At 51.1% G+C, this 16,826-nt stretch carries 23 protein-coding genes and 1 tRNA gene; 14 read left to right on the top strand and 10 right to left on the bottom strand.

The window, feature by feature from the left end:
* Complete coding sequence (locus ACYVJG_RS08145) at positions 1 to 270, bottom strand: DUF4160 domain-containing protein (protein WP_460430616.1); 270 nt, start codon at positions 268 to 270, stop codon at positions 1 to 3.
* Between the two features lie 139 nt (positions 271 to 409).
* Here ACYVJG_RS08145 and ACYVJG_RS08140 point away from each other — a divergent pair, with 139 nt between their 5' ends.
* The 4 genes from ACYVJG_RS08140 to ACYVJG_RS08125 all read left to right on the top strand — a co-directional run bounded on the left by ACYVJG_RS08140 (position 410) and on the right by ACYVJG_RS08125 (position 1,995).
* The gene (locus ACYVJG_RS08140; RefSeq protein WP_022654548.1) at positions 410 to 667 is read left to right on the top strand and encodes an AbrB/MazE/SpoVT family DNA-binding domain-containing protein; all 258 of its coding nucleotides are present in this window, start codon (positions 410 to 412) and stop codon (positions 665 to 667) included.
* A complete protein-coding gene (locus tag ACYVJG_RS08135) occupies positions 667 to 999 on the top strand; it encodes a type II toxin-antitoxin system PemK/MazF family toxin (protein ID WP_460430615.1) in 333 nt (110 codons plus the stop codon). Before ACYVJG_RS08140 ends, ACYVJG_RS08135 begins: the two co-directional genes overlap by 1 nt.
* Before the next feature lie 263 nt (positions 1,000 to 1,262).
* Entirely contained in the window at positions 1,263 to 1,613 is a 351-nt protein-coding gene (locus tag ACYVJG_RS08130) for a type II toxin-antitoxin system HigB family toxin (protein WP_460430679.1), read from the top strand.
* A 1-nt stretch (position 1,614) separates the two neighbouring features.
* Positions 1,615 to 1,995 carry a helix-turn-helix domain-containing protein gene (locus ACYVJG_RS08125; RefSeq protein ID WP_460430614.1) on the top strand — a complete coding sequence of 127 codons (381 nt, stop codon included), beginning with the start codon at positions 1,615 to 1,617 and terminating at the stop codon, positions 1,993 to 1,995.
* Between the two features lie 203 nt (positions 1,996 to 2,198).
* Here the strand turns inward: ACYVJG_RS08125 and ACYVJG_RS08120 are convergent, their stop codons facing one another.
* The 3 genes from ACYVJG_RS08120 to ACYVJG_RS08110 form a co-directional block, all read right to left on the bottom strand.
* On the bottom strand, positions 2,199 to 2,576 hold the full coding sequence (locus ACYVJG_RS08120; protein WP_460430613.1) for a hypothetical protein: 378 nt from the start codon (positions 2,574 to 2,576) through the stop codon (positions 2,199 to 2,201).
* Between the two features lie 199 nt (positions 2,577 to 2,775).
* Positions 2,776 to 2,852 (bottom strand) — tRNA-Arg (locus ACYVJG_RS08115).
* A gap of 57 nt (positions 2,853 to 2,909) precedes the next feature.
* Positions 2,910 to 3,707, bottom strand: coding sequence for an inositol monophosphatase family protein (locus ACYVJG_RS08110; protein WP_460430612.1), 798 nt, complete (start codon positions 3,705 to 3,707; stop codon positions 2,910 to 2,912).
* A 98-nt stretch (positions 3,708 to 3,805) separates the two neighbouring features.
* Here ACYVJG_RS08110 and ACYVJG_RS08105 point away from each other — a divergent pair, with 98 nt between their 5' ends.
* The 5 genes from ACYVJG_RS08105 (at position 3,806) to ACYVJG_RS08085 (ending at position 8,774) form a co-directional block, all read left to right on the top strand.
* Positions 3,806 to 4,600: an RNA methyltransferase gene (locus ACYVJG_RS08105; protein WP_460430611.1), complete on the top strand. Its 795-nt coding sequence runs from the start codon at positions 3,806 to 3,808 to the stop codon at positions 4,598 to 4,600.
* 86 nt (positions 4,601 to 4,686) lie between these two features.
* Positions 4,687 to 5,958, top strand: coding sequence for an EAL and HDOD domain-containing protein (locus tag ACYVJG_RS08100; protein WP_460430610.1), 1,272 nt, complete (start codon positions 4,687 to 4,689; stop codon positions 5,956 to 5,958).
* Complete coding sequence (locus ACYVJG_RS08095; RefSeq protein ID WP_460430609.1) at positions 5,942 to 7,351, top strand: diguanylate cyclase; 1,410 nt, start codon at positions 5,942 to 5,944, stop codon at positions 7,349 to 7,351. Before ACYVJG_RS08100 ends, ACYVJG_RS08095 begins: the two co-directional genes overlap by 17 nt.
* Positions 7,352 to 7,491: 140 nt before the next feature.
* The gene (locus ACYVJG_RS08090) at positions 7,492 to 7,824 is read left to right on the top strand and encodes a DUF2782 domain-containing protein (RefSeq protein ID WP_460430608.1); all 333 of its coding nucleotides are present in this window, start codon (positions 7,492 to 7,494) and stop codon (positions 7,822 to 7,824) included.
* Positions 7,825 to 7,832: 8 nt separating this feature from the next.
* Positions 7,833 to 8,774 carry a homoserine kinase gene (locus tag ACYVJG_RS08085; RefSeq protein ID WP_460430607.1) on the top strand — a complete coding sequence of 314 codons (942 nt, stop codon included), beginning with the start codon at positions 7,833 to 7,835 and terminating at the stop codon, positions 8,772 to 8,774.
* 52 nt (positions 8,775 to 8,826) lie between these two features.
* Here the strand turns inward: ACYVJG_RS08085 and ACYVJG_RS08080 are convergent, their stop codons facing one another.
* Genes ACYVJG_RS08080 through cyaY form a run of 4 tightly spaced genes read right to left on the bottom strand, consistent with a single transcriptional unit; the run spans position 8,827 to position 11,155 of the window.
* Positions 8,827 to 9,573 (bottom strand): amino acid ABC transporter ATP-binding protein, encoded by a 747-nt coding sequence (locus ACYVJG_RS08080; RefSeq protein WP_460430606.1) that lies wholly within the window; start codon positions 9,571 to 9,573, stop codon positions 8,827 to 8,829.
* A gap of 8 nt (positions 9,574 to 9,581) precedes the next feature.
* Positions 9,582 to 10,385 (bottom strand): 16S rRNA (adenine(1518)-N(6)/adenine(1519)-N(6))-dimethyltransferase RsmA, encoded by an 804-nt coding sequence (gene rsmA, locus ACYVJG_RS08075; RefSeq protein WP_460430605.1) that lies wholly within the window; start codon positions 10,383 to 10,385, stop codon positions 9,582 to 9,584.
* 33 nt (positions 10,386 to 10,418) lie between these two features.
* A complete protein-coding gene (locus ACYVJG_RS08070; protein WP_460430604.1) occupies positions 10,419 to 10,844 on the bottom strand; it encodes a YqaA family protein in 426 nt (141 codons plus the stop codon).
* Positions 10,844 to 11,155, bottom strand: coding sequence for an iron donor protein CyaY (gene cyaY, locus ACYVJG_RS08065; RefSeq protein WP_460430603.1), 312 nt, complete (start codon positions 11,153 to 11,155; stop codon positions 10,844 to 10,846). The genes ACYVJG_RS08070 and cyaY overlap by 1 nt, the downstream gene beginning before the upstream one ends.
* Positions 11,156 to 11,227: 72 nt before the next feature.
* Between cyaY and lptM the strand changes: the two genes are divergently transcribed.
* From lptM to rfbC, 4 genes are read left to right on the top strand one after another with little or no spacing between them, the layout of a single operon-like run.
* Positions 11,228 to 11,350 (top strand): LPS translocon maturation chaperone LptM, encoded by a 123-nt coding sequence (gene lptM / locus ACYVJG_RS08060; protein WP_460430602.1) that lies wholly within the window; start codon positions 11,228 to 11,230, stop codon positions 11,348 to 11,350.
* A gap of 19 nt (positions 11,351 to 11,369) precedes the next feature.
* Positions 11,370 to 12,620 (top strand): diaminopimelate decarboxylase, encoded by a 1,251-nt coding sequence (gene lysA / locus ACYVJG_RS08055; protein ID WP_460430601.1) that lies wholly within the window; start codon positions 11,370 to 11,372, stop codon positions 12,618 to 12,620.
* A complete protein-coding gene (locus ACYVJG_RS08050) occupies positions 12,620 to 13,105 on the top strand; it encodes a GNAT family N-acetyltransferase (RefSeq protein WP_460430600.1) in 486 nt (161 codons plus the stop codon). Before lysA ends, ACYVJG_RS08050 begins: the two co-directional genes overlap by 1 nt.
* Positions 13,102 to 13,653 (top strand): dTDP-4-dehydrorhamnose 3,5-epimerase, encoded by a 552-nt coding sequence (gene rfbC / locus ACYVJG_RS08045; RefSeq protein ID WP_460430599.1) that lies wholly within the window; start codon positions 13,102 to 13,104, stop codon positions 13,651 to 13,653. Before ACYVJG_RS08050 ends, rfbC begins: the two co-directional genes overlap by 4 nt.
* Here rfbC and ACYVJG_RS08040 read toward each other — a convergent pair.
* Together ACYVJG_RS08040 and ACYVJG_RS08035 are read right to left on the bottom strand one after the other, a co-directional pair.
* The gene (locus ACYVJG_RS08040; RefSeq protein WP_460430598.1) at positions 13,650 to 14,807 is read right to left on the bottom strand and encodes a pyridoxal phosphate-dependent aminotransferase; all 1,158 of its coding nucleotides are present in this window, start codon (positions 14,805 to 14,807) and stop codon (positions 13,650 to 13,652) included. The two genes, rfbC and ACYVJG_RS08040, sit on opposite strands and share 4 nt — an antisense overlap.
* A 23-nt stretch (positions 14,808 to 14,830) precedes the next feature.
* Complete coding sequence (locus tag ACYVJG_RS08035) at positions 14,831 to 15,625, bottom strand: DeoR/GlpR family DNA-binding transcription regulator (protein WP_022654687.1); 795 nt, start codon at positions 15,623 to 15,625, stop codon at positions 14,831 to 14,833.
* 184 nt (positions 15,626 to 15,809) lie between these two features.
* On the opposite strand from ACYVJG_RS08035, the gene ACYVJG_RS08030 reads away from it, so the two are divergent.
* Positions 15,810 to 16,721: a glutamate/aspartate ABC transporter substrate-binding protein gene (locus tag ACYVJG_RS08030; RefSeq protein WP_460430597.1), complete on the top strand. Its 912-nt coding sequence runs from the start codon at positions 15,810 to 15,812 to the stop codon at positions 16,719 to 16,721.
* The last annotated feature ends 105 nt before the right edge of the window (positions 16,722 to 16,826 follow it).

Genomic DNA, 16,826 nt, shown 5'->3' with positions numbered 1-16,826 from the left:
TTACTGTAACGGTGGAATACGGAAAAGTTCTTCACCATTAGTGGCTAATTCCCAATCGGCGAATAACTCATCACGATGGATTTCAACCCATGCTTGTACGAGTTTTAGTTGTTTTGGTGGAAAATTACCGGCTAAGACAGATCCATCTTCAATTGCAATCGATGCCTTAAAGTTTTGGTAGCGGACGTGGAAATGTGGTAGGTGATGTCGATCATTATCTTCAAACATGATAGCAACAAGAATTCCATAGAACATGCTAATCGTCGGCATGCTGATGTCTCCGGTGTTGGGATGTGATGATTATAGTCTGGTAGAAAAACAAGCGCAGCCTCGGTGAAGCAGCGAGAAGTTGGAGACAAAGGCAAGATTAAGTTATACTTTAATATAACTTAATGGATAGGAGCGGTTCATGCACACGACAAGTTTACGTAAGGTTGGCGGTTCGGTCATGTTGGCCGTGCCCCCTGCTTTTCTTGACCAACTGCATCTACACGCCGGTGTGACGGTAGGGCTTGCGATCGACCATGGCTGTCTGGTGGTTAATCCGAATCCACGGCCACATTACACGCTCGAAGAGTTGCTTGCTCAGTGTGATCCCAATGCTGAGATCTCGGCGGAAGATCGTGAATGGCTTGAGGCACCTGCGGTTGGTGGCGAGCTGTTGTGATGGAGCGAGGTGATATTTATCTCGTTTCACTTGATCCGACATCAGGTCACGAGCAACAGGGTACTCGCCCTGTGCTGGTGGTATCACCGACAGCGTTTAACCGGCTAACACGAACGCCCGTCGTATTGCCGATTACCAGTGGCGGCAATTTTGCTCGCACAGCGGGCTTTGCTGTTTCTCTTATAGGATCGGGTACACAAACGACTGGCATCGTGCGCTGCGATCAACCCCGCGCACTCGATATTGATTCGCGCTACGGCCGCAAACTTGAAAGCGTGCCGCAGTCTGTGCTTGACGAGGTACTCGCCAAAATTGCGCCGATCTTTAATTAAAGCCGGCATAGGGTTGCTTGCAACCCAACACTGCACCAAATCGATGAACATTGGAATGCCGGCTATCTGGCAACCCAACAAAACCGATACCGGCAAACGGCAAAACACCGCCGTACGTAACACCGAACCGCCTCGCCCTTGATTGGGTGGGGCGGTTTTTTTGCCCACGTGTGGGGAACACATTTTCCTGCCCACCACACCTCGCCGTCTTGCAGAAGGAATCCCCGCTCTTTAGGGCGAGGAGGAAGTCAACAGTGAGCACGATGATCAGCTGTTGCTATATCCCAACATGGGACTATAATAACCGCATGAACATCGTTGCCGTCAAATTTCTCCGTGCCTTCTGGGAACAGCACCCAGATGCTGAGCAGCCACTCAAGTCCTGGGTTGATGAGACTAAGAAGGCCGCGTGGACGCAACCTGCCGATATCAAAGAGCAGTATCGAAGTGCGAGTATCCTCAAAAATCGCCGCGTGGTGTTCAACATCAAAGGCAACGACTACCGGCTGGTGGTCTCAGTTGCCTACCACTACCAAGCGGTCTATGTGAAGTTCATCGGCACCCACAAAGAGTACGATGCCATAGACGCCGAAACCGTAGAGATGGAGGTCTGACATGGACATTCGCCCGATCCGTACCGAAGAGGACTACAAAGCTGCGCTGCGCGAAGTTTCGGCCTACTTCGACAACGAACCGACCCCCGGCACCCCTGATGGTGACCGCTTTGAAATTTTGCTGACGCTCGTTGAAGTCTACGAGGCTAAGCACTATCCGATTGAACTTCCCGACCCGGTCGAAGCCATCAAATTCCGTATGGATCAGGCTGGGCTAACGCCCAAAGATTTGGTGCCTATGATCGGTCGCCTGAATCGGGTCTATGAGATCCTCAATCGCAAGCGCCCACTGACGCTGAACATGATCTGGAAGCTGCACGAGAAGCTGGGCATTCCTGCAGACTGCCTGATCCAGCCGCCAAAGCTGAAGCTGGTTGCCTAGCTCGGTAGGATGGGCACGTTTCTGTGCCCACCACAGCGGCAAAACGGCAAAACACCGCCGTATGTAACACCGAACCGCCTTGCCCTTGATTGGGTGGGGCAGTTTTTTTTTGGGGGTGATTGGTGATGGGTTTGGTGGGCGAAAAACTTGACTATCACAGGGCAGACACAGAGACCTGTCCCTAAATATGGTGACGGCGCTGGTTAAACCTCGAAAATATCCTCTAACCGCTGTGCTTGTGTTAACGACACTCCCCACTGCTGCAACTGCTCCGGCGTCGCCGCCCGTAACCGCGACAACACCCAATCCGGCAATGGCTGACCGAACCGCGCCTCAATCAATGTTCGGAGAAGGGTTTGCATGGCCTGTATGCCTTTTTCCAGACCTTTCTGCATGCCTTGTTGAAGACCTTTTTGCATACCTTCTTCTAAACCCTCTTCCCGCGCAGTGATGATGTCAGTGTTGTAATCCCACACCGCCCGTTCACGTGCCAATGCCCGTAACCGTTCTTCTTTGGTCTGGCTCATTTGCTCTAGGGATTGCAAGACAGTCATTACCGGTGTGTGTGTCAGCTGTGCCATGATGTGTTGCTCCTGCCAGTGTTCAAACAGATCGACCCAATTCTTTAACGCAGTGGGCGCAAGTTGGAGGCGGTCGGCTTTGTCTAATTCCAGAATATCAATAAATCAATAAACTTGACCATGACAGCCAACGTAAGTTGGTTTACAGAGCGTGGGATAAAAAAATAGGCACTGCGAACAGTGCCTATTTTTTGTATGCTGGCGCACCCGAGACGATTCGAACGTCCGACCCCTGCCTTCGGAGGGCAGTACTCTATCCAGCTGAGCTACGGGTGCAAAGAGTAAGGGCGAGATGATAGCGTGTCAGCCGCTTGTCGTCTAGCGCCCATTTGTCTAGCGATAGTGTACGAGATGTGGTGCTAAGGTTTGTAACATCTGATTTAAGATTTTTGGACTGGCGGCAACAATATCACCACTGTTTAACCAGTTTTCTTCACCAAACACATCGGTCACAATTGCGCCGGCTTCTTGAGCAATCAAACTACCCGCAGCGATATCCCACGGCTTTAAGCCAAACTCCCAAAAACCATCGGCACGACCACAGGCGACATAGCATAAATCTAACGCCGCCGCGCCTTCACGACGCACGCCCGAACTCTTACGAATCATATCGCCCAAAGTCGCCAAGTACAGGTCTAAGTGCTGCAAATTAGAGTAAGGGAAACCCGTCACTAACAGCGCTTCGGCCAGCTGAATACGACGAGCAGCACGAATACGGCGATCATTGAGGAACGCGCCCGAGCCCTTGCTGGCAGTAAACAGATCGTTGCGGTTTGGGTCGTACACCACGGCTTGGGTGATTTGGCCACGATGCACTAAGGCAATCGAAATCGCGTATTGGGGATAGCCGTGTAGATAGTTGGTAGTGCCATCGAGCGGGTCGATAATCCATTCATACTCAGACTCACCTAAACGCTGAGCACCGGATTCTTCGCCCAAGAAAGCATGTTGAGGGTAGGCCTCGCGAATCACTTCGATAATGGCGGCCTCTGCAGCACGATCCACCTCACTCACATAATCATTGGGCCCTTTTTGGTCGGGGCGAATGAGGTCCAGATTATGTGAAGCGCGCTGAATAAGGTTGGCGGCGCGCCGGGCGGCTTTAATAGCCGTGGTGAGCATGGGATGCATGGGCAATCTCTCGTGATTCGTGGATGTCAATGAGCGAAAAAACCCGAACAAGTTTCGGGTTTTCTGGATAATGCGACATTTTACCCGACATTCTGAGAATGGATAAGTCCCAAGTGCTTGATCACACATCATTTGATGTCTTGCAACGCATCCGCATTGTGCTATCGCGACCGTCCCATCCGGGCAATATTGGCTCTGCTGCCCGTGCTATGAAAACGATGGGACTCAGCCGACTCTATCTCGTCGAGCCAAAACACTTTCCTGATCCTCAAGCCGACACCTTAGCCAGCGGTGCCGTTGATGTGCTGCAACAGGCAACGGTATGCCACAGTTTAGATGAGGCATTACAGGATGTGACAGTGGCAGCAGCGTTGACCAGCCGCCGCCGCGAACTCGCCGCCGACCTTCACCCACCCCGTATCGCTGTGGCTGATTTATTGGCCTTGGCGCGCAGTGGGCAAGAAGTGGCTTTGGTGTTTGGCAATGAGACTTTTGGCTTGTCGATTGAGGAAGTGGAACGCTGTAATTTATTGGTCACTATCCCGGGAAACCCAGCCTATTTTTCGCTCAATTTGGCACAAGCAGTGCAAGTGATGTGTTATGAGGTGTTTCAACAATATAACGACAACCTCGACCACCTACGGCCAAATATCGACTTAGCCACGCGAGAGGAAGTGCAAGGTTTCTACCGACATCTGGCCACCAGTTTAGAAGACATCGGTTTTTTCCGTCGTCGCAATAGCGATCGTTTAATGCGCCGTCTGTCCACACTTTTTGATCGTGCCCGACTGCAACGTGAAGAAGTCGATATTTTGCGCGGGATGTGTAAACAGATGCAGTATTTGGCACAACACCAGCCAAACGATGTGCCACCCCTCGACACTGAACCATAAAAAAACGCTTTGTTGCAAGAGAATCATGCCAAGAGGCAAGCTCTTGCGTATGATTTGCTGCAATTTTGTTTTAAGCCACTTTTGCTATGTCTGATTCTCCCTCCACCCCAGTCTTTGTCGGCCGACAGCCCATCTTGAATCACCAATTTGATTTGGTGGGGTATGAGCTTTTATTTCGCGATGGGGGGCAGAATCGGGCAGTGATTGATGATGACTGTAAAGCCACGGCACAGGTTATCTCGGCTGCTTTTGGTCAAACCCTGATGTGTAATGTGTTGGGTGAATATCGCGGCTTTATCAATGTCAATGCCGCCTTTCTCAATAGCGAGATGGTCGAGTTATTGCCAAAAGATAAAGTGGTATTAGAAATTTTGGAGCATGTCGAACCAACACCAGAATTTATTCAACGCTGCCGTGCGGTACAGGCGGCAGGCTTCACGCTGGCATTAGATGATTTCTGTGAATTCGATCCAAAGTGGATTCCGCTGCTGAAAATCGTCGATATTATTAAAATTCCCTTGCTGCCTGAGGTTGAGGCACAGCTGCCTGCTTTGTTGAGCCATATCGCCCCCTACCGTGCCAAGCGATTGGCCGAGCGTGTTGAAACACGGCAACAAGCACAAGCGTGTTTAGAACTTGGGTTTACCTTATTTCAAGGGTATTTTTTCTCGCGCCCAGAAGTGTTGCGGGCACAGCGGCTTGATGTGTCGCGGCTACGAGTGTTAGAGCTGTTGTCTTTATTGGCGGTGGAAGCAGAAACCAGTGCGCTAGAACGCGTGTTCAAAGAAGTACCCAGTTTGGCAATGAATTTATTGCGAATGACCAACTCCGTTGCCGCAGGATTCAGCCACCCAATTCGTTCTGTTCGCCATGCCATCACGGCACTGGGCCGACATCAACTGCGACGCTGGTTACAGCTGTTGTTGTACTTAGAACAAGAAAACATGGCAGTTGGCAGTCCGTTATTTCGTACTGTGGCGGCACGGGCGCGCTTGATGGAATTGTTGGCCTCTCAAAGCCAGCCAAAACTGAGCGAAGAAGCTTTTTTATGTGGTTTATTGTCGATGGCCTCGACGCTTTTCACTGCACCGATGGCACAAATTCTAGCGGCCATGCCTTATCTTTCCCCTAGCATTCGCCAAGCCTTACTCAATCAAAGCGGCCCGCTCTACCCATTTTTGGAAATTGCCGAGGTGATTGAACAAGAACGCCATGATCGTTTAGGGATTAGCTTCCCAGTATTACAAAAGTATGGCTTCCAGCTCACTCGCGTTGCACAAGCACAAGCAGAGGCACTCGCTTGGAGTCATGCCATTGGTCGAATGGCGGATGAGCGTATTGATGATGAAGATTGCTAGTTTTCGTTTCATCTTGCTGTTGGGAGTCGTGTTAAGCCAGCCTGTGGTGGCAGAGCATAGCGTTCCTCTCTCGGCAGAAGAACAACGCTATCTCGCGCAACATCCTGTCATTAAAGCCTGTGTTGATCCAGATTGGGCACCGTTCGAGCGCATTAACGAACAAGGGCAGCATGAGGGCATTGGCGCCGACTTATTGCAACTGGTTGCTAAGCGGGTAGGGATTAAAATTGAGCTCTACCCAGTACAACACTGGGAAGAAAGCCTTGCGGCTTCAAAAAGTGGCCACTGCCAGATCATGAGTTTTCTTAACCAAACCCCTGCTCGTGAAAAGTGGCTGATTTTCACCGAGCCGGTGTTTTACGATCAAAATGTCATTATCACCCGCGAAGAACACCCTTTCATTGGTGATTTAGCATGGGCAAGAGATAAAACAGTTGCCTTGCCCGCGCAGACGATGGTGGGCGAAAGAATGAAAAATGATTTCCCCTATCTGCGATTGATTGCCACCAAAAGCGAGGCCGAGTCGATGAATTTGGTTTCGAACCGACAAGCGGACATGACGGTACGGTCGTTGATTGTGGCAGCGTATGAGATCAAAAAAAATGGCTGGTTTAATCTGAAAATTGCTGGCCAAATCCCAAGCTATACCAATCAGCTGCGAATTGGGGTGTTAAAAGATGAGCCAATTTTGCGCGATATGCTGAATAAGGGCGTGCTGACGATTACCCCGCAAGAGCGCGAGGCCATTGTGAACCAGCATGTTTCAATCAAGATTGAACAGCCATTCGATTATTGGTTGATGGCCAAAATCATTGCTGTCAGTGTGGCGGTGTTGATGCTGATTTTGTGGTGGAATCGCAAGTTGCGCCGTCTTAACCAACAGCTACAGCAACTCAACCAAAAACTGGCCACGCTCTCCATCACAGACAAACTCACGGGATTGGTAAACCGTTTGCGCCTAGACGAAGTCTTGGCCCAAGAGATCCAACGCAGTAGCCGTTTTGGTCATGTATTCAGTGTAATTTTGGTTGATCTTGACCACTTCAAACACGTTAACGACACCCACGGCCATCAGGTAGGCGATCAAGTGCTCATCACCGCTGCGCGGCTATTGCAACAATATTGCCGTGAAATTGATGTAGTGGGGCGTTGGGGCGGTGAAGAGTTTTTAATTATTTGCCCAGAAACCCCCTGTGCTGGCGCGGCCAAATTAGCCGAGTCACTGCGCCAACATCTGGCAGCGCATCTGTTCCCAGTGGTACAACAACAGACCGCTAGCTTTGGTGTCACCTGCTATCACCTTGGCGAACTGGCAGACACCTTGTTAGCCCGTGCCGACGTCGCGTTGTATCACGCTAAAACACAAGGCCGCAATCAAGTCGTCGTCGATTAAGACGGCATGCGCTGCAAGCGGTACAATAGCAGGGTGCAACCTGTCATTTTTTGAGGCGTTTGCCACATTTCCCATTCACAGGAAACTGCCATCATCCTTCTATCGGTGATGGTAAACCGACATTACCCGAGGAGAGGCCAATGCGTCGCCTGCTATTGTCTTTATTGTTATGCCTGCCGTTGTCCGCTTGGGCTGTTCAACCAGAGGCGAGAGCGAAAGCCGATGTTCCCCCGCCCCCAACGCATCTGATCGATGATGGTGTTGGCGTTGAACCCGAAGTGCGTATTACCAAGAACGAATCGGGTACCGTTGAGGAATATCGCGTCAATGGCCAACTGTATCTGGTCAAGGTCACGCCACCGATTGGCGAACCTTACTACCTCTACGATGAAGATGGCAGTGGCCAAATGAAGCGTTTTGATCATCGCGGCGATCGAATGGTGATTCCGCGTTGGGTTCTCATCCGTTTTTGAGTGTATTCATGTCTGTCTATACCACTGTTACCCCCGAAGCGCTTGTCGCTTGGCTCTCTCGCTATTCCCTTGGCGCCTTAATTGACCTCAAAGGTATCGCCGCCGGCGTGACCAACACCAATTATTTTGTCACCACCGAACAAGGCCGCTATGTGTTGACCTTGTTCGAGGTGTTGCAACTTGATGAGCTACCCTACTACCTCGATTTAATGAAACACCTCGCCGAGCATGGCGTGGCCGTGGCGGCCCCTATCGCCGATCAAGAGGGACAGTTGGCCAGTCTGTTGTGTGATAAACCGGCCTGTTTGGTGGCCTGTTTGGCTGGCCGTGATCTCACCACACCGAATGCCTCACATTGTGCTCAGGTCGCTACCACGATGGCAAAGATGCATGTGTCTGGACAAACTTTCACCGGCCACATGAGCAATCCTCGAGGCTTAGATTGGTGGCAGCAGACAGCAGAACGGGTGTATCCGTTTATGCCGGCGGATGAGGTCGCCTTGTTACAACGCGAATTGGCCTTACAGCAACAGCAATCGTTTGCCGACTTGCCGCGTGGCGTCGTTCATGCCGATTTGTTCCGCGATAATGTGTTGTTCGATGGCGATCACATCAGCGGCTTTATTGATTTTTACTATGCCTGTGATGATGCTTGGTTGTATGACCTCGCTATTGCGGTCAACGATTGGTGTAGTTTGCCAGACGGTGATATTGATGCTGAGCGTGCTCGTGCCATGTTGACCGCCTATCAAGCCGTGCGGCCATTACAAACGGCTGAAGTGGCGGCATGGCCGTTGATGTTGCGTGCAGCAGCAATTCGGTTTTGGACGTCGCGCTTGTTAGATTTCCACTGCCCACAAGCCGGGGAACTGACCTTTGCCAAAGACCCCGGCCATTTCCAACGCATTTTGCAGCAACACTGCCACCGGCAAGATTTTTGGCTGAACTAAGCTGAAGGTGTGGCAGGAGATGGCCGTTGGCGATCTCTCTGCCACCGAGGTCTTAGGCTGCCCCGTGCATCGGGGATAAAACCTGCTTCAAGAATTGTTTAGTACGGTCGTGTTGTGGTGCCGAGAAGAAATGTTCTGGTTTGCCTTGTTCAAGAATCTGACCGTGATCAATAAAAATCACCCGATCAGCCACTTCACGCGCAAAGCCCATTTCATGGGTCACACACATCATGGTCATACCCGACTCGGCCAAATCCTTCATCACTTTTAACACTTCGCCAATCATTTCCGGATCGAGTGCCGAGGTTGGTTCATCAAACAGCATCACCTTCGGTTTCATTGCCAAGCCGCGTGCAATCGCCACCCGTTGTTGTTGTCCACCGGACAATTCAGAGGGGAAAGCGTCTTTTTTATGCGCCAGCCCAACTTTTTCTAACAACGCCACGGCTTCTTGTTGTGCTTGTTTGACCTCAGTTTTGCGTACTTTAATCGGGGCAAGCGTGATGTTATCCATCACTGACAAGTGCGGATATAAGTTGAAGTGTTGAAAAACAAACCCGACCTCGGCACGCAACGCGTTGAGATTGGTTTTGGGGTCGTGCACATTATGACCATTGACCCACAGCTCGCCAGATGTGATTGGTTCAAGCTGATTGACGCATCGAATAAGGGTCGATTTCCCCGAGCCCGACGGGCCACACACCACGACCACTTCACCTTGTTGCACTTCTAAATTGATGCCATTGAGCACATGCAATTTATCGCCATACCATTTGTGCACATCAACAAAACGTATCATACAAATCCTCACTTATTCGGCTTGTGGCCGTGATCGACGGCAAAGTTTGCCAGTGCAACATATTGCGCTAGGGTCAGGTTTTCTGGCCGCCAGCTCGGATCAATCCCTTGGTTGCCCAAGGTTGCTTCATCAAACCATCCACGTAGGGTATTGCGTATGGTTTTGCGCCGCTGGCTGAAGGCCTCGGTAAGCAGTTGGCTTAATACCGCGACATCCTGTGCCGGATAAGGCAAAGTTTGATATGGAATTAAGCGCACCACTGCTGAATCAACCTTCGGCGGTGGGCTAAAACACCCGGGCGGCACGTCCAACAATTTTTCCATCGAGAAGTAATACTGCAACATCAACCCCAAGCGGCCATAATCGGCACAGCCCGGTTCTGCCACCATCCGCTCGACCACTTCCTTTTGCAACATAAAGTGCATGTCTTCTACTTGGTCGGCAAAGGTCGCCAAATGAAATAACAGTGGGGTTGAGATGTTGTACGGTAGGTTACCGACAATTTTGTAACGCGGTGCGATGGTGCCGAAGTCAAAGCGCAAAGCATCGCCTTCATGCACTGTCAATCGTTCCGCCGGCCACCGTTTCCGCAAACGTGCAATCAAATCACGATCAAGTTCGACCACATGCAGATGGGTCACACGTTGCAACAGGGGTTCGGTTAACGCCCCCAAGCCGGGGCCAATTTCCACCACCACTGAATCTGCCTGTGGGTTGACTGCATTGACGATGTCGTCAATCACTTGTGGGTTATTCAAAAAATTTTGGCCAAAACGCTTACGCGCTACATGACCATGAGTCGCTTGAGACATGCCTGATCCCAAAATAAACCGAGTGTTTTTCGGCTACAACAGCACAAAGGGCAACGCCAACACAAGGTAGCGTAGCGTTTTACCCACACATAAAAAAAAGACCACCGACCACCACGGTAGGCGCAACCACCCCGCCGCCACACATAAGGCATCGCCTACCAGCGGTAGCCACGACAGTAACAACGCAGCCGCACCATAACGTTGCAACCAAGCTTGTGCGCGAGGCTGTAGGGGTTGTCGTGACGGCAAACAACGGCCCAACACCACATTGGTTAAACCACCTAGGCTGTTGCCGATGCTGGCGCACACCACAGCGATGCCCCACTGAGTTGGCAGCTGTTTTACATACCACAGTAAAAACAGCTCGGAGTTACCCGGTAATACCGTGGCCGAGACAAAGGCCGAAAATGTCAGCCCCCATAACCCCCATTGTTGCAGCCACAGATCTAACCACGCCACTAGAACGACACAGTTTCGCCGCAAGCGGCTTCGATTAACCCGCTCAGGCGGTGATAAAACGCCATGCCATCGCGGGTGTCACACCAAGCTTCATTGTGCCAGTGAAAGTGAAAACCACCGCTGCGCGCTGCAATCCACAACTCTTGATTGGGTGCGTGGCGGTTGAGGATGATTTGACTGCCATCGTCAAATTCCAACTCTAAAACAGCCCCTTTGTTGGTCACCTCAATATCACTTTCGGCGTGGTCCAATACATTTTGAATGTGCTGAAAAATCTGTTCAGCACGGTCTAAAAATTCACTTTCAGTCATCGTTTTTCTCATTGTCACAGCCAAAGCCTTGGCCAATTTGGTGATACTATCGCGATTTTGCTCGGTTCTACCATGCGCCCACTGCTTGCTTGTTTGGTGCTTGTCAGTTTACTGACAGCCTGTGGTTATAAAGGGCCGCTGTTTTTGCCCAAGGCGTCAACCTCGCCAACAGCGGCCACCTCTTCACAACCCTAGTTTTGCTCAGGAAATATCCGTGTCTGCTATTGATTATCGCGACGGTGTGTTGACCGTCGAACAACTCCCCCTGACGCGTGTGGCGGCAGAATTTGGCACACCTTGTTATGTCTATTCCAGTGCCGCCCTCACTGAGGCTTTCTCAAGCTATCAACAGGCCTTTGCCGCGCTCAATCCGCTGATTTGCTATGCCATCAAGGCGAATTCTAACTTATCCCTGCTGCGACACTTTGCTCGTTTAGGTGCCGGTTTTGATATTGTGTCTGGCGGCGAGCTAGAACGGGTGTTGGCCATTGGGGGAGATCCGAAAAAAATCGTGTTTTCTGGCGTGGGCAAAACTGAAGCTGAAATGCGCTGTGCATTAGAGGCGGGGATTTTCTGCTTTAATGTGGAATCACCGACAGAATTAGATCGCCTCAACGCTGTAGCAGCTTCATTAAACGTCCGTGCGCCTATTAGCCTGCGCGTGAATCCAAATGTGGATGCCAAAACGCATCCTTATATTTCCACCGGCTTAAAAGACAATAAATTTGGCATCCGCTGGGAAGAAGCCTTGCCCTGCTATCGCCATGCCGCCAGCCTGTCTCATTTAGATGTGGTCGGGATTGATTGCCATATTGGCTCACAACTGACCGAATTGTCGCCACTGTTAGATGCCCTCGACCGTTTACTTGCCTTGGTCGATCAATTAGCCGCCGAAGGCATTGTGCTGCACCATGTTGATATCGGTGGTGGCGTTGGGATTCGCTACCGCGAGGAAACGCCGCCTGATCTACACGCCTATGCCCAAGCGGTGGCTTCGCGTTTGGCTGGCCGTTCGTTACAGCTATTGATGGAACCCGGTCGTTCGCTCGTTGGCAATGCTGGCGTGTTGTTAACAGAAGTGGAATTTATCAAACAAGGCGACGGCAAAACCTTTGTGATTGTCGATGCTGCGATGAACGATTTGGCACGGCCTGCTTTATATGATGCGTGGCATGACATTCAGCCGGTGACCCCTCGTCATGAACAAACGCCGCAGTTGGCCGATGTGGTGGGGCCGGTGTGTGAGTCGGGCGATTTTCTTGGCAAAAACCGTGAATTGGCAGTGCAAGCCGGCGATTTATTGGCGGTGATGTCGGCAGGAGCGTATGGTTTTACCATGAGCTCGAACTACAACACCCGCCCACGGGCAGCCGAAGTGTTAGTTCACGGAGAAGAAATGCGTTTGATTCGACAACGTGAAACCTTCGCTCAACTGATCGAAAACGAAATCGATTTGGTGAACTGATGTCCGAGTCCACCGTGATTCGTGTGGCAGATTTAGACAACCCACGGGATGCAGAGGCAATTCTTGCCTTGACCGAGGCCTATGCCCAAGACCCAATGGGTGGGGGCAAGGGGTTGTCTGAACACGCACGACAGCAGTTGATTCCTGCGCTTCGCCAACATCCCTCGACCTTTACCCTGTTGGCTTGTCAACAAGATGATGTTGTTGGGGCTGCGTTATGTTTTCTTGGTTTTTCTAGCTTTGCCGGTGCGCCAACCGTCAATGTGCACGATTTATCGGTGCTTCCCGATTGGCGCGGCAAGGGTATTGGGCGGCGTTTGCTAGAGGCTGTGGCCGAGGCGGGACGCGCTTGTGGTGCTTCAAAACTGATTTTAGAAGTTCGTCCCGATAACCGACGGGCGCGGGCTTTATATCGTGCCGCAGGATTTAAAACCGCTCGCCTTGGTGGGCAGCCCTATTTAATGATGGAAAAGGCTTTAAAGTGAAGTGTCTTGATACCGCGATTCCCGAAGTCAAACTATTAGAGCCAACGGTGTTCGGCGATAGCCGAGGTTTTTTCTTTGAGAGCTTTAATGCCCGTCGCTTTACAGAATTGACAGGGGTGCAAGCTGACTTTGTGCAAGATAACCATTCGCGGTCGGCGCGTGGGGTGTTGCGTGGTTTGCACTATCAAATTCAACAAGCACAAGGCAAATTGGTGCGGGTGACAGTCGGCGAGGTCATCGACGTTGCGGTTGATTTACGCCGCAGCTCGCCCACGTTTGGCCAATCGGTTGCCGTTCGTTTATCGGCAGAGAACAAACACCAATTATGGATTCCCGAGGGGTTTGCTCACGGTTTTGTGGTGTTGTCGGACTATGCCGAGTTTCTCTACAAAACCACCGACTATTGGGCGCCGGAACACGAACGCTCGATTATTTGGAATGACCCTGATTTGGCGATTGATTGGCAGTTGCCGAGTGAAATTGTGCCGCAGCTTTCTGCAAAAGATGCTGCGGCAGGGCGGTTTGTCGACGCAGAAACCTTTGCTTAACGCTGCCGTTGCAAATATTCGCCAATACGCGCTGCGGCTTGGCGAATACGCGCCTCATCGCAGGTATAAGCCAAGCGGATATGTTGTGTGGCACCGTTCTGGCCAAAATCCTTACCCGGTGTGAGGGCAACGTGAGTGTGTTCTAACAAGTCAGCCGCCAGCGTGGCACTGTTGTCACACAAATCAGACACATCGGCATAGGCATAAAATGCTCCTTGTGGCTGAGTCGGAAAGCGGAAGCCAATGTCGGAAAAGGCTGCCAACAACACATCACGGCGTTGATGGAAGACTTGGCGCCGTTCTTCAAGCAGGGCAATGGTTTGTGGTGTAAAAGCTGCCAACGCTGCATATTGTGCAGGGGTCGGGGCAGATAAAAATACATTTTGTGCCACCCGTTCTACGGCATCAATATACGCTTCTGGAATGACCAACCACCCCAAACGCCAGCCCGTCATTTGGAAATATTTCGAGAAGCTGTTAATCACCCAAATATCATCAGCACACGCTAGGGCGGTTGTGGCATCCACCCCATAGGTCAGACCGTGGTAAATCTCATCCACAATCAATTGCCCACCCTGCGCTTTCACTGCCGCATATAAGGCGGCCAGTTCGGTAGGACAAATCAACGTCCCCGTTGGGTTGGCTGGTGAGGCAATCATCGCCGCCACGGTATTGGCTTGCCAATGTGCTGCGATATGTGCCGCATTGAGTTGGTATTGTGTCTCTGGGCCGACGGCGACTGAACGCGGCTCGGCATCGAGTAGGCTGACCAAATGACGATTACACGGATAAGTGGGGTCCGGTAGCAAGACACTGTCGCCGGCTGCTAATAAGGCCGACAGCGTTAGCAATAAAGCACCTGACGCGCCGGTGGTTACCGCAATGCGCCGTGGTGATACGGTCACACCGTAGCGTTGCTGATAAAACGCTGCAATCGCTTCTCGTAGCGCAGGAATACCCAATGCAGGGGTATAGAAGGTTTTACCGTCAGCGAGGGCTTGGCGGCCCGCTTCAATAATCGGAGCTGGGGTTGGGAAGTCGGGTTCGCCGACTTCCATATGAATCACGTCATGGCCTGCGGCGGTCAGTTGTTGCGCGCGCGCTAAAATCGCCATCACATGGAAAGGATGAACATGAGCAAGACGAGAGGACATAAGCCACCCAAAAACGACTCAGTTTAATCCTCGTCGTCGAGGGTTTCCAGTGTTTGCCCCGGCACATAGACCCGTACATTATGTTCTTGCAACATCGGTAACAGCTCAGGAGGCGGGTAGTCATCGGTAAACAGGGCATTAAGTTCACCGATATGACAGAGCTTCATCATGGCATTGCGACCAAATTTACTGGAGTCTGCCACCAACCATTTTTGGCGGGCATTTTTCATCATGGCTTTCGCCGCCCGCACTTCACGATAGTCATAGTCGAGCAAGGTGCCATCGCTGTCGATGCCTGAAGCCCCCACAATTGCATAGTCCACCTTGAACTGTTCAATCATGTCCAAGGTTGCCACCCCCGTAATGCCGCCATCTTTCGGGCGCACCACGCCGCCGGTGATGATCACCTCAAAATCAGGCCGCCGTGTCAGGATAGATGCAACATGGATATTATTGGTAATCACCCGCAGATGTTGATGCCGCACAATTAAGGCTTTCGCTACCGCTTCGATGGTCGTGCCAATGTTCATGAATAAAGAGGCATCATCGGGGATATGTTCTGCTAATAATTCAGCAATGCGGGTCTTTTCGTTTTGGTTTTTGACTTTGCGGGTGGCGTATTCTTCATTTTCCACGCTTGGCCCTAATGCCGCCCCACCATGAAAACGCCGCAGTAGATTTTCTTCCGACAGTTGATTGATATCACGGCGAATGGTTTGGGGCGTCACATCTAAGCGGCGGGCAAGTTCTTCAATAGGCATAAAGCCACTAGCACGGACAAGCTTGAGAATTTCTTCGTGACGAGGCAAACGATTCATAGTGGCAACCAAACTGACAAAATTTTGGGGCTTTGTTTTAACACGAAAGCGAAAAGGCGGCAAATCAGGTGGATTATGTTGCAGTGCTTTCGTTTGCGATCATAGGGTCAATCAAAAATGAATTGACGATGCAAAAACAGCTCGTGTTAAGCTTTGCTTCTCCCTCACGTCAGGAGTCTTACCCATGCGTTATTTTTCTGTTCGTCTGATCGGCGCTGCTGTGGCAGCGGCTTTGTTATCCACGCCAGCATTAGCGGCTGAATACACCGGTACACTGAAAAAAATTAAAGACTCGGGCACCATCGTCTTGGGCCACCGCGATGCCTCGATTCCTTTCTCATACCTCGGTAATGATCCTTCCCAACCGATTGGCTATTCTCACGACTTGCAGCTGAAAGTGGTTGAAGCACTGAAAAAAGAGCTGAAACTGCCTAGCTTGAAAGTCAAATACAATCTGGTCACCTCTCAAACCCGTATTCCGCTGGTGCAAAACGGCACCGTTGACCTCGAATGCGGTTCGACGACCAACAACGTAGAACGGCAAAAACAGGTTGATTTCTCGGTGGGGATTTTTGAAATCGGCACCCGTTTGTTGACCAAGAAAACCTCTGGCATCAAAGATTTTCCTGATTTGAAGGGCAAAAACGTTGTCACCACCGCCGGCACCACTTCTGAGCGGTTGCTGAAAACCATGAATGCAGAAAAAGAAATGGGCATGAACATCATTAGTGCAAAAGATCACGGTGAATCGTTCTTGATGCTGGAATCGGGCCGTGCTGTTGCCTTTATGATGGACGATGCACTGTTATACGGTGAAATGGCGAAGGCGAAAAACCCTGCTGACTGGGTCGTCACCGGTAAGCCACAATCGTTTGAAATCTACGGATGTATGGTGCGTAAGGGCGATGCTGCCTTTAAGAAAGTGGTGGATGATGCCATCGTTGCCACTTACAAATCGGGTGAAATCAACAAGATTTACAACAAGTGGTTCCAACAGCCCATCCCACCTAAAGGCCTGAACCTGAACTTCCCAATGAGCGATGAACTGAAACAACTCATCACCAAACCAACCGACAAATCGGCAGAGCAGATGTAATTCTGTTGCAGCCTCTTGGGGCGAAGCCGTATCGTCGCCCCAAGCCGTATCTTTGCTCAAAAGGGCAGGCATGTTGTCTGCCCTAAAAAACCATCTTAAACCGGC

It is taken from the genome of Aquaspirillum soli (assembly GCF_054781915.1).
The sequence above is the reverse complement of the archived record's forward strand: the minus strand, read 5'-3'. Positions and strand labels throughout refer to the sequence as shown.

Excerpts from the sequence above, each read along its gene's own strand:
- ACYVJG_RS08145 (WP_460430616.1), bottom strand. The coding sequence starts at position 270 with ATGCCGACGATTAGCATGTTCTATGGAATTCTTGTTGCTATCATGTTT.
- ACYVJG_RS08140 (WP_022654548.1), top strand. The coding sequence starts at position 410 with ATGCACACGACAAGTTTACGTAAGGTTGGCGGTTCGGTCATGTTGGCC.
- ACYVJG_RS08135 (WP_460430615.1), top strand. The coding sequence starts at position 667 with ATGGAGCGAGGTGATATTTATCTCGTTTCACTTGATCCGACATCAGGT.
- ACYVJG_RS08130 (WP_460430679.1), top strand. The coding sequence starts at position 1,263 with ATGATCAGCTGTTGCTATATCCCAACATGGGACTATAATAACCGCATG.
- ACYVJG_RS08125 (WP_460430614.1), top strand. The coding sequence starts at position 1,615 with ATGGACATTCGCCCGATCCGTACCGAAGAGGACTACAAAGCTGCGCTG.
- ACYVJG_RS08120 (WP_460430613.1), bottom strand. The coding sequence starts at position 2,576 with ATGGCACAGCTGACACACACACCGGTAATGACTGTCTTGCAATCCCTA.
- ACYVJG_RS08110 (WP_460430612.1), bottom strand. The coding sequence starts at position 3,707 with ATGCATCCCATGCTCACCACGGCTATTAAAGCCGCCCGGCGCGCCGCC.
- ACYVJG_RS08105 (WP_460430611.1), top strand. The coding sequence starts at position 3,806 with ATGGATAAGTCCCAAGTGCTTGATCACACATCATTTGATGTCTTGCAA.
- ACYVJG_RS08100 (WP_460430610.1), top strand. The coding sequence starts at position 4,687 with ATGTCTGATTCTCCCTCCACCCCAGTCTTTGTCGGCCGACAGCCCATC.
- ACYVJG_RS08095 (WP_460430609.1), top strand. The coding sequence starts at position 5,942 with ATGATGAAGATTGCTAGTTTTCGTTTCATCTTGCTGTTGGGAGTCGTG.
- ACYVJG_RS08090 (WP_460430608.1), top strand. The coding sequence starts at position 7,492 with ATGCGTCGCCTGCTATTGTCTTTATTGTTATGCCTGCCGTTGTCCGCT.
- ACYVJG_RS08085 (WP_460430607.1), top strand. The coding sequence starts at position 7,833 with ATGTCTGTCTATACCACTGTTACCCCCGAAGCGCTTGTCGCTTGGCTC.
- ACYVJG_RS08080 (WP_460430606.1), bottom strand. The coding sequence starts at position 9,573 with ATGATACGTTTTGTTGATGTGCACAAATGGTATGGCGATAAATTGCAT.
- rsmA (WP_460430605.1), bottom strand. The coding sequence starts at position 10,385 with ATGTCTCAAGCGACTCATGGTCATGTAGCGCGTAAGCGTTTTGGCCAA.
- cyaY (WP_460430603.1), bottom strand. The coding sequence starts at position 11,155 with ATGACTGAAAGTGAATTTTTAGACCGTGCTGAACAGATTTTTCAGCAC.
- lptM (WP_460430602.1), top strand. The coding sequence starts at position 11,228 with ATGCGCCCACTGCTTGCTTGTTTGGTGCTTGTCAGTTTACTGACAGCC.
- ACYVJG_RS08050 (WP_460430600.1), top strand. The coding sequence starts at position 12,620 with ATGTCCGAGTCCACCGTGATTCGTGTGGCAGATTTAGACAACCCACGG.
- ACYVJG_RS08040 (WP_460430598.1), bottom strand. The coding sequence starts at position 14,807 with ATGTCCTCTCGTCTTGCTCATGTTCATCCTTTCCATGTGATGGCGATT.
- ACYVJG_RS08035 (WP_022654687.1), bottom strand. The coding sequence starts at position 15,625 with ATGAATCGTTTGCCTCGTCACGAAGAAATTCTCAAGCTTGTCCGTGCT.
- ACYVJG_RS08030 (WP_460430597.1), top strand. The coding sequence starts at position 15,810 with ATGCGTTATTTTTCTGTTCGTCTGATCGGCGCTGCTGTGGCAGCGGCT.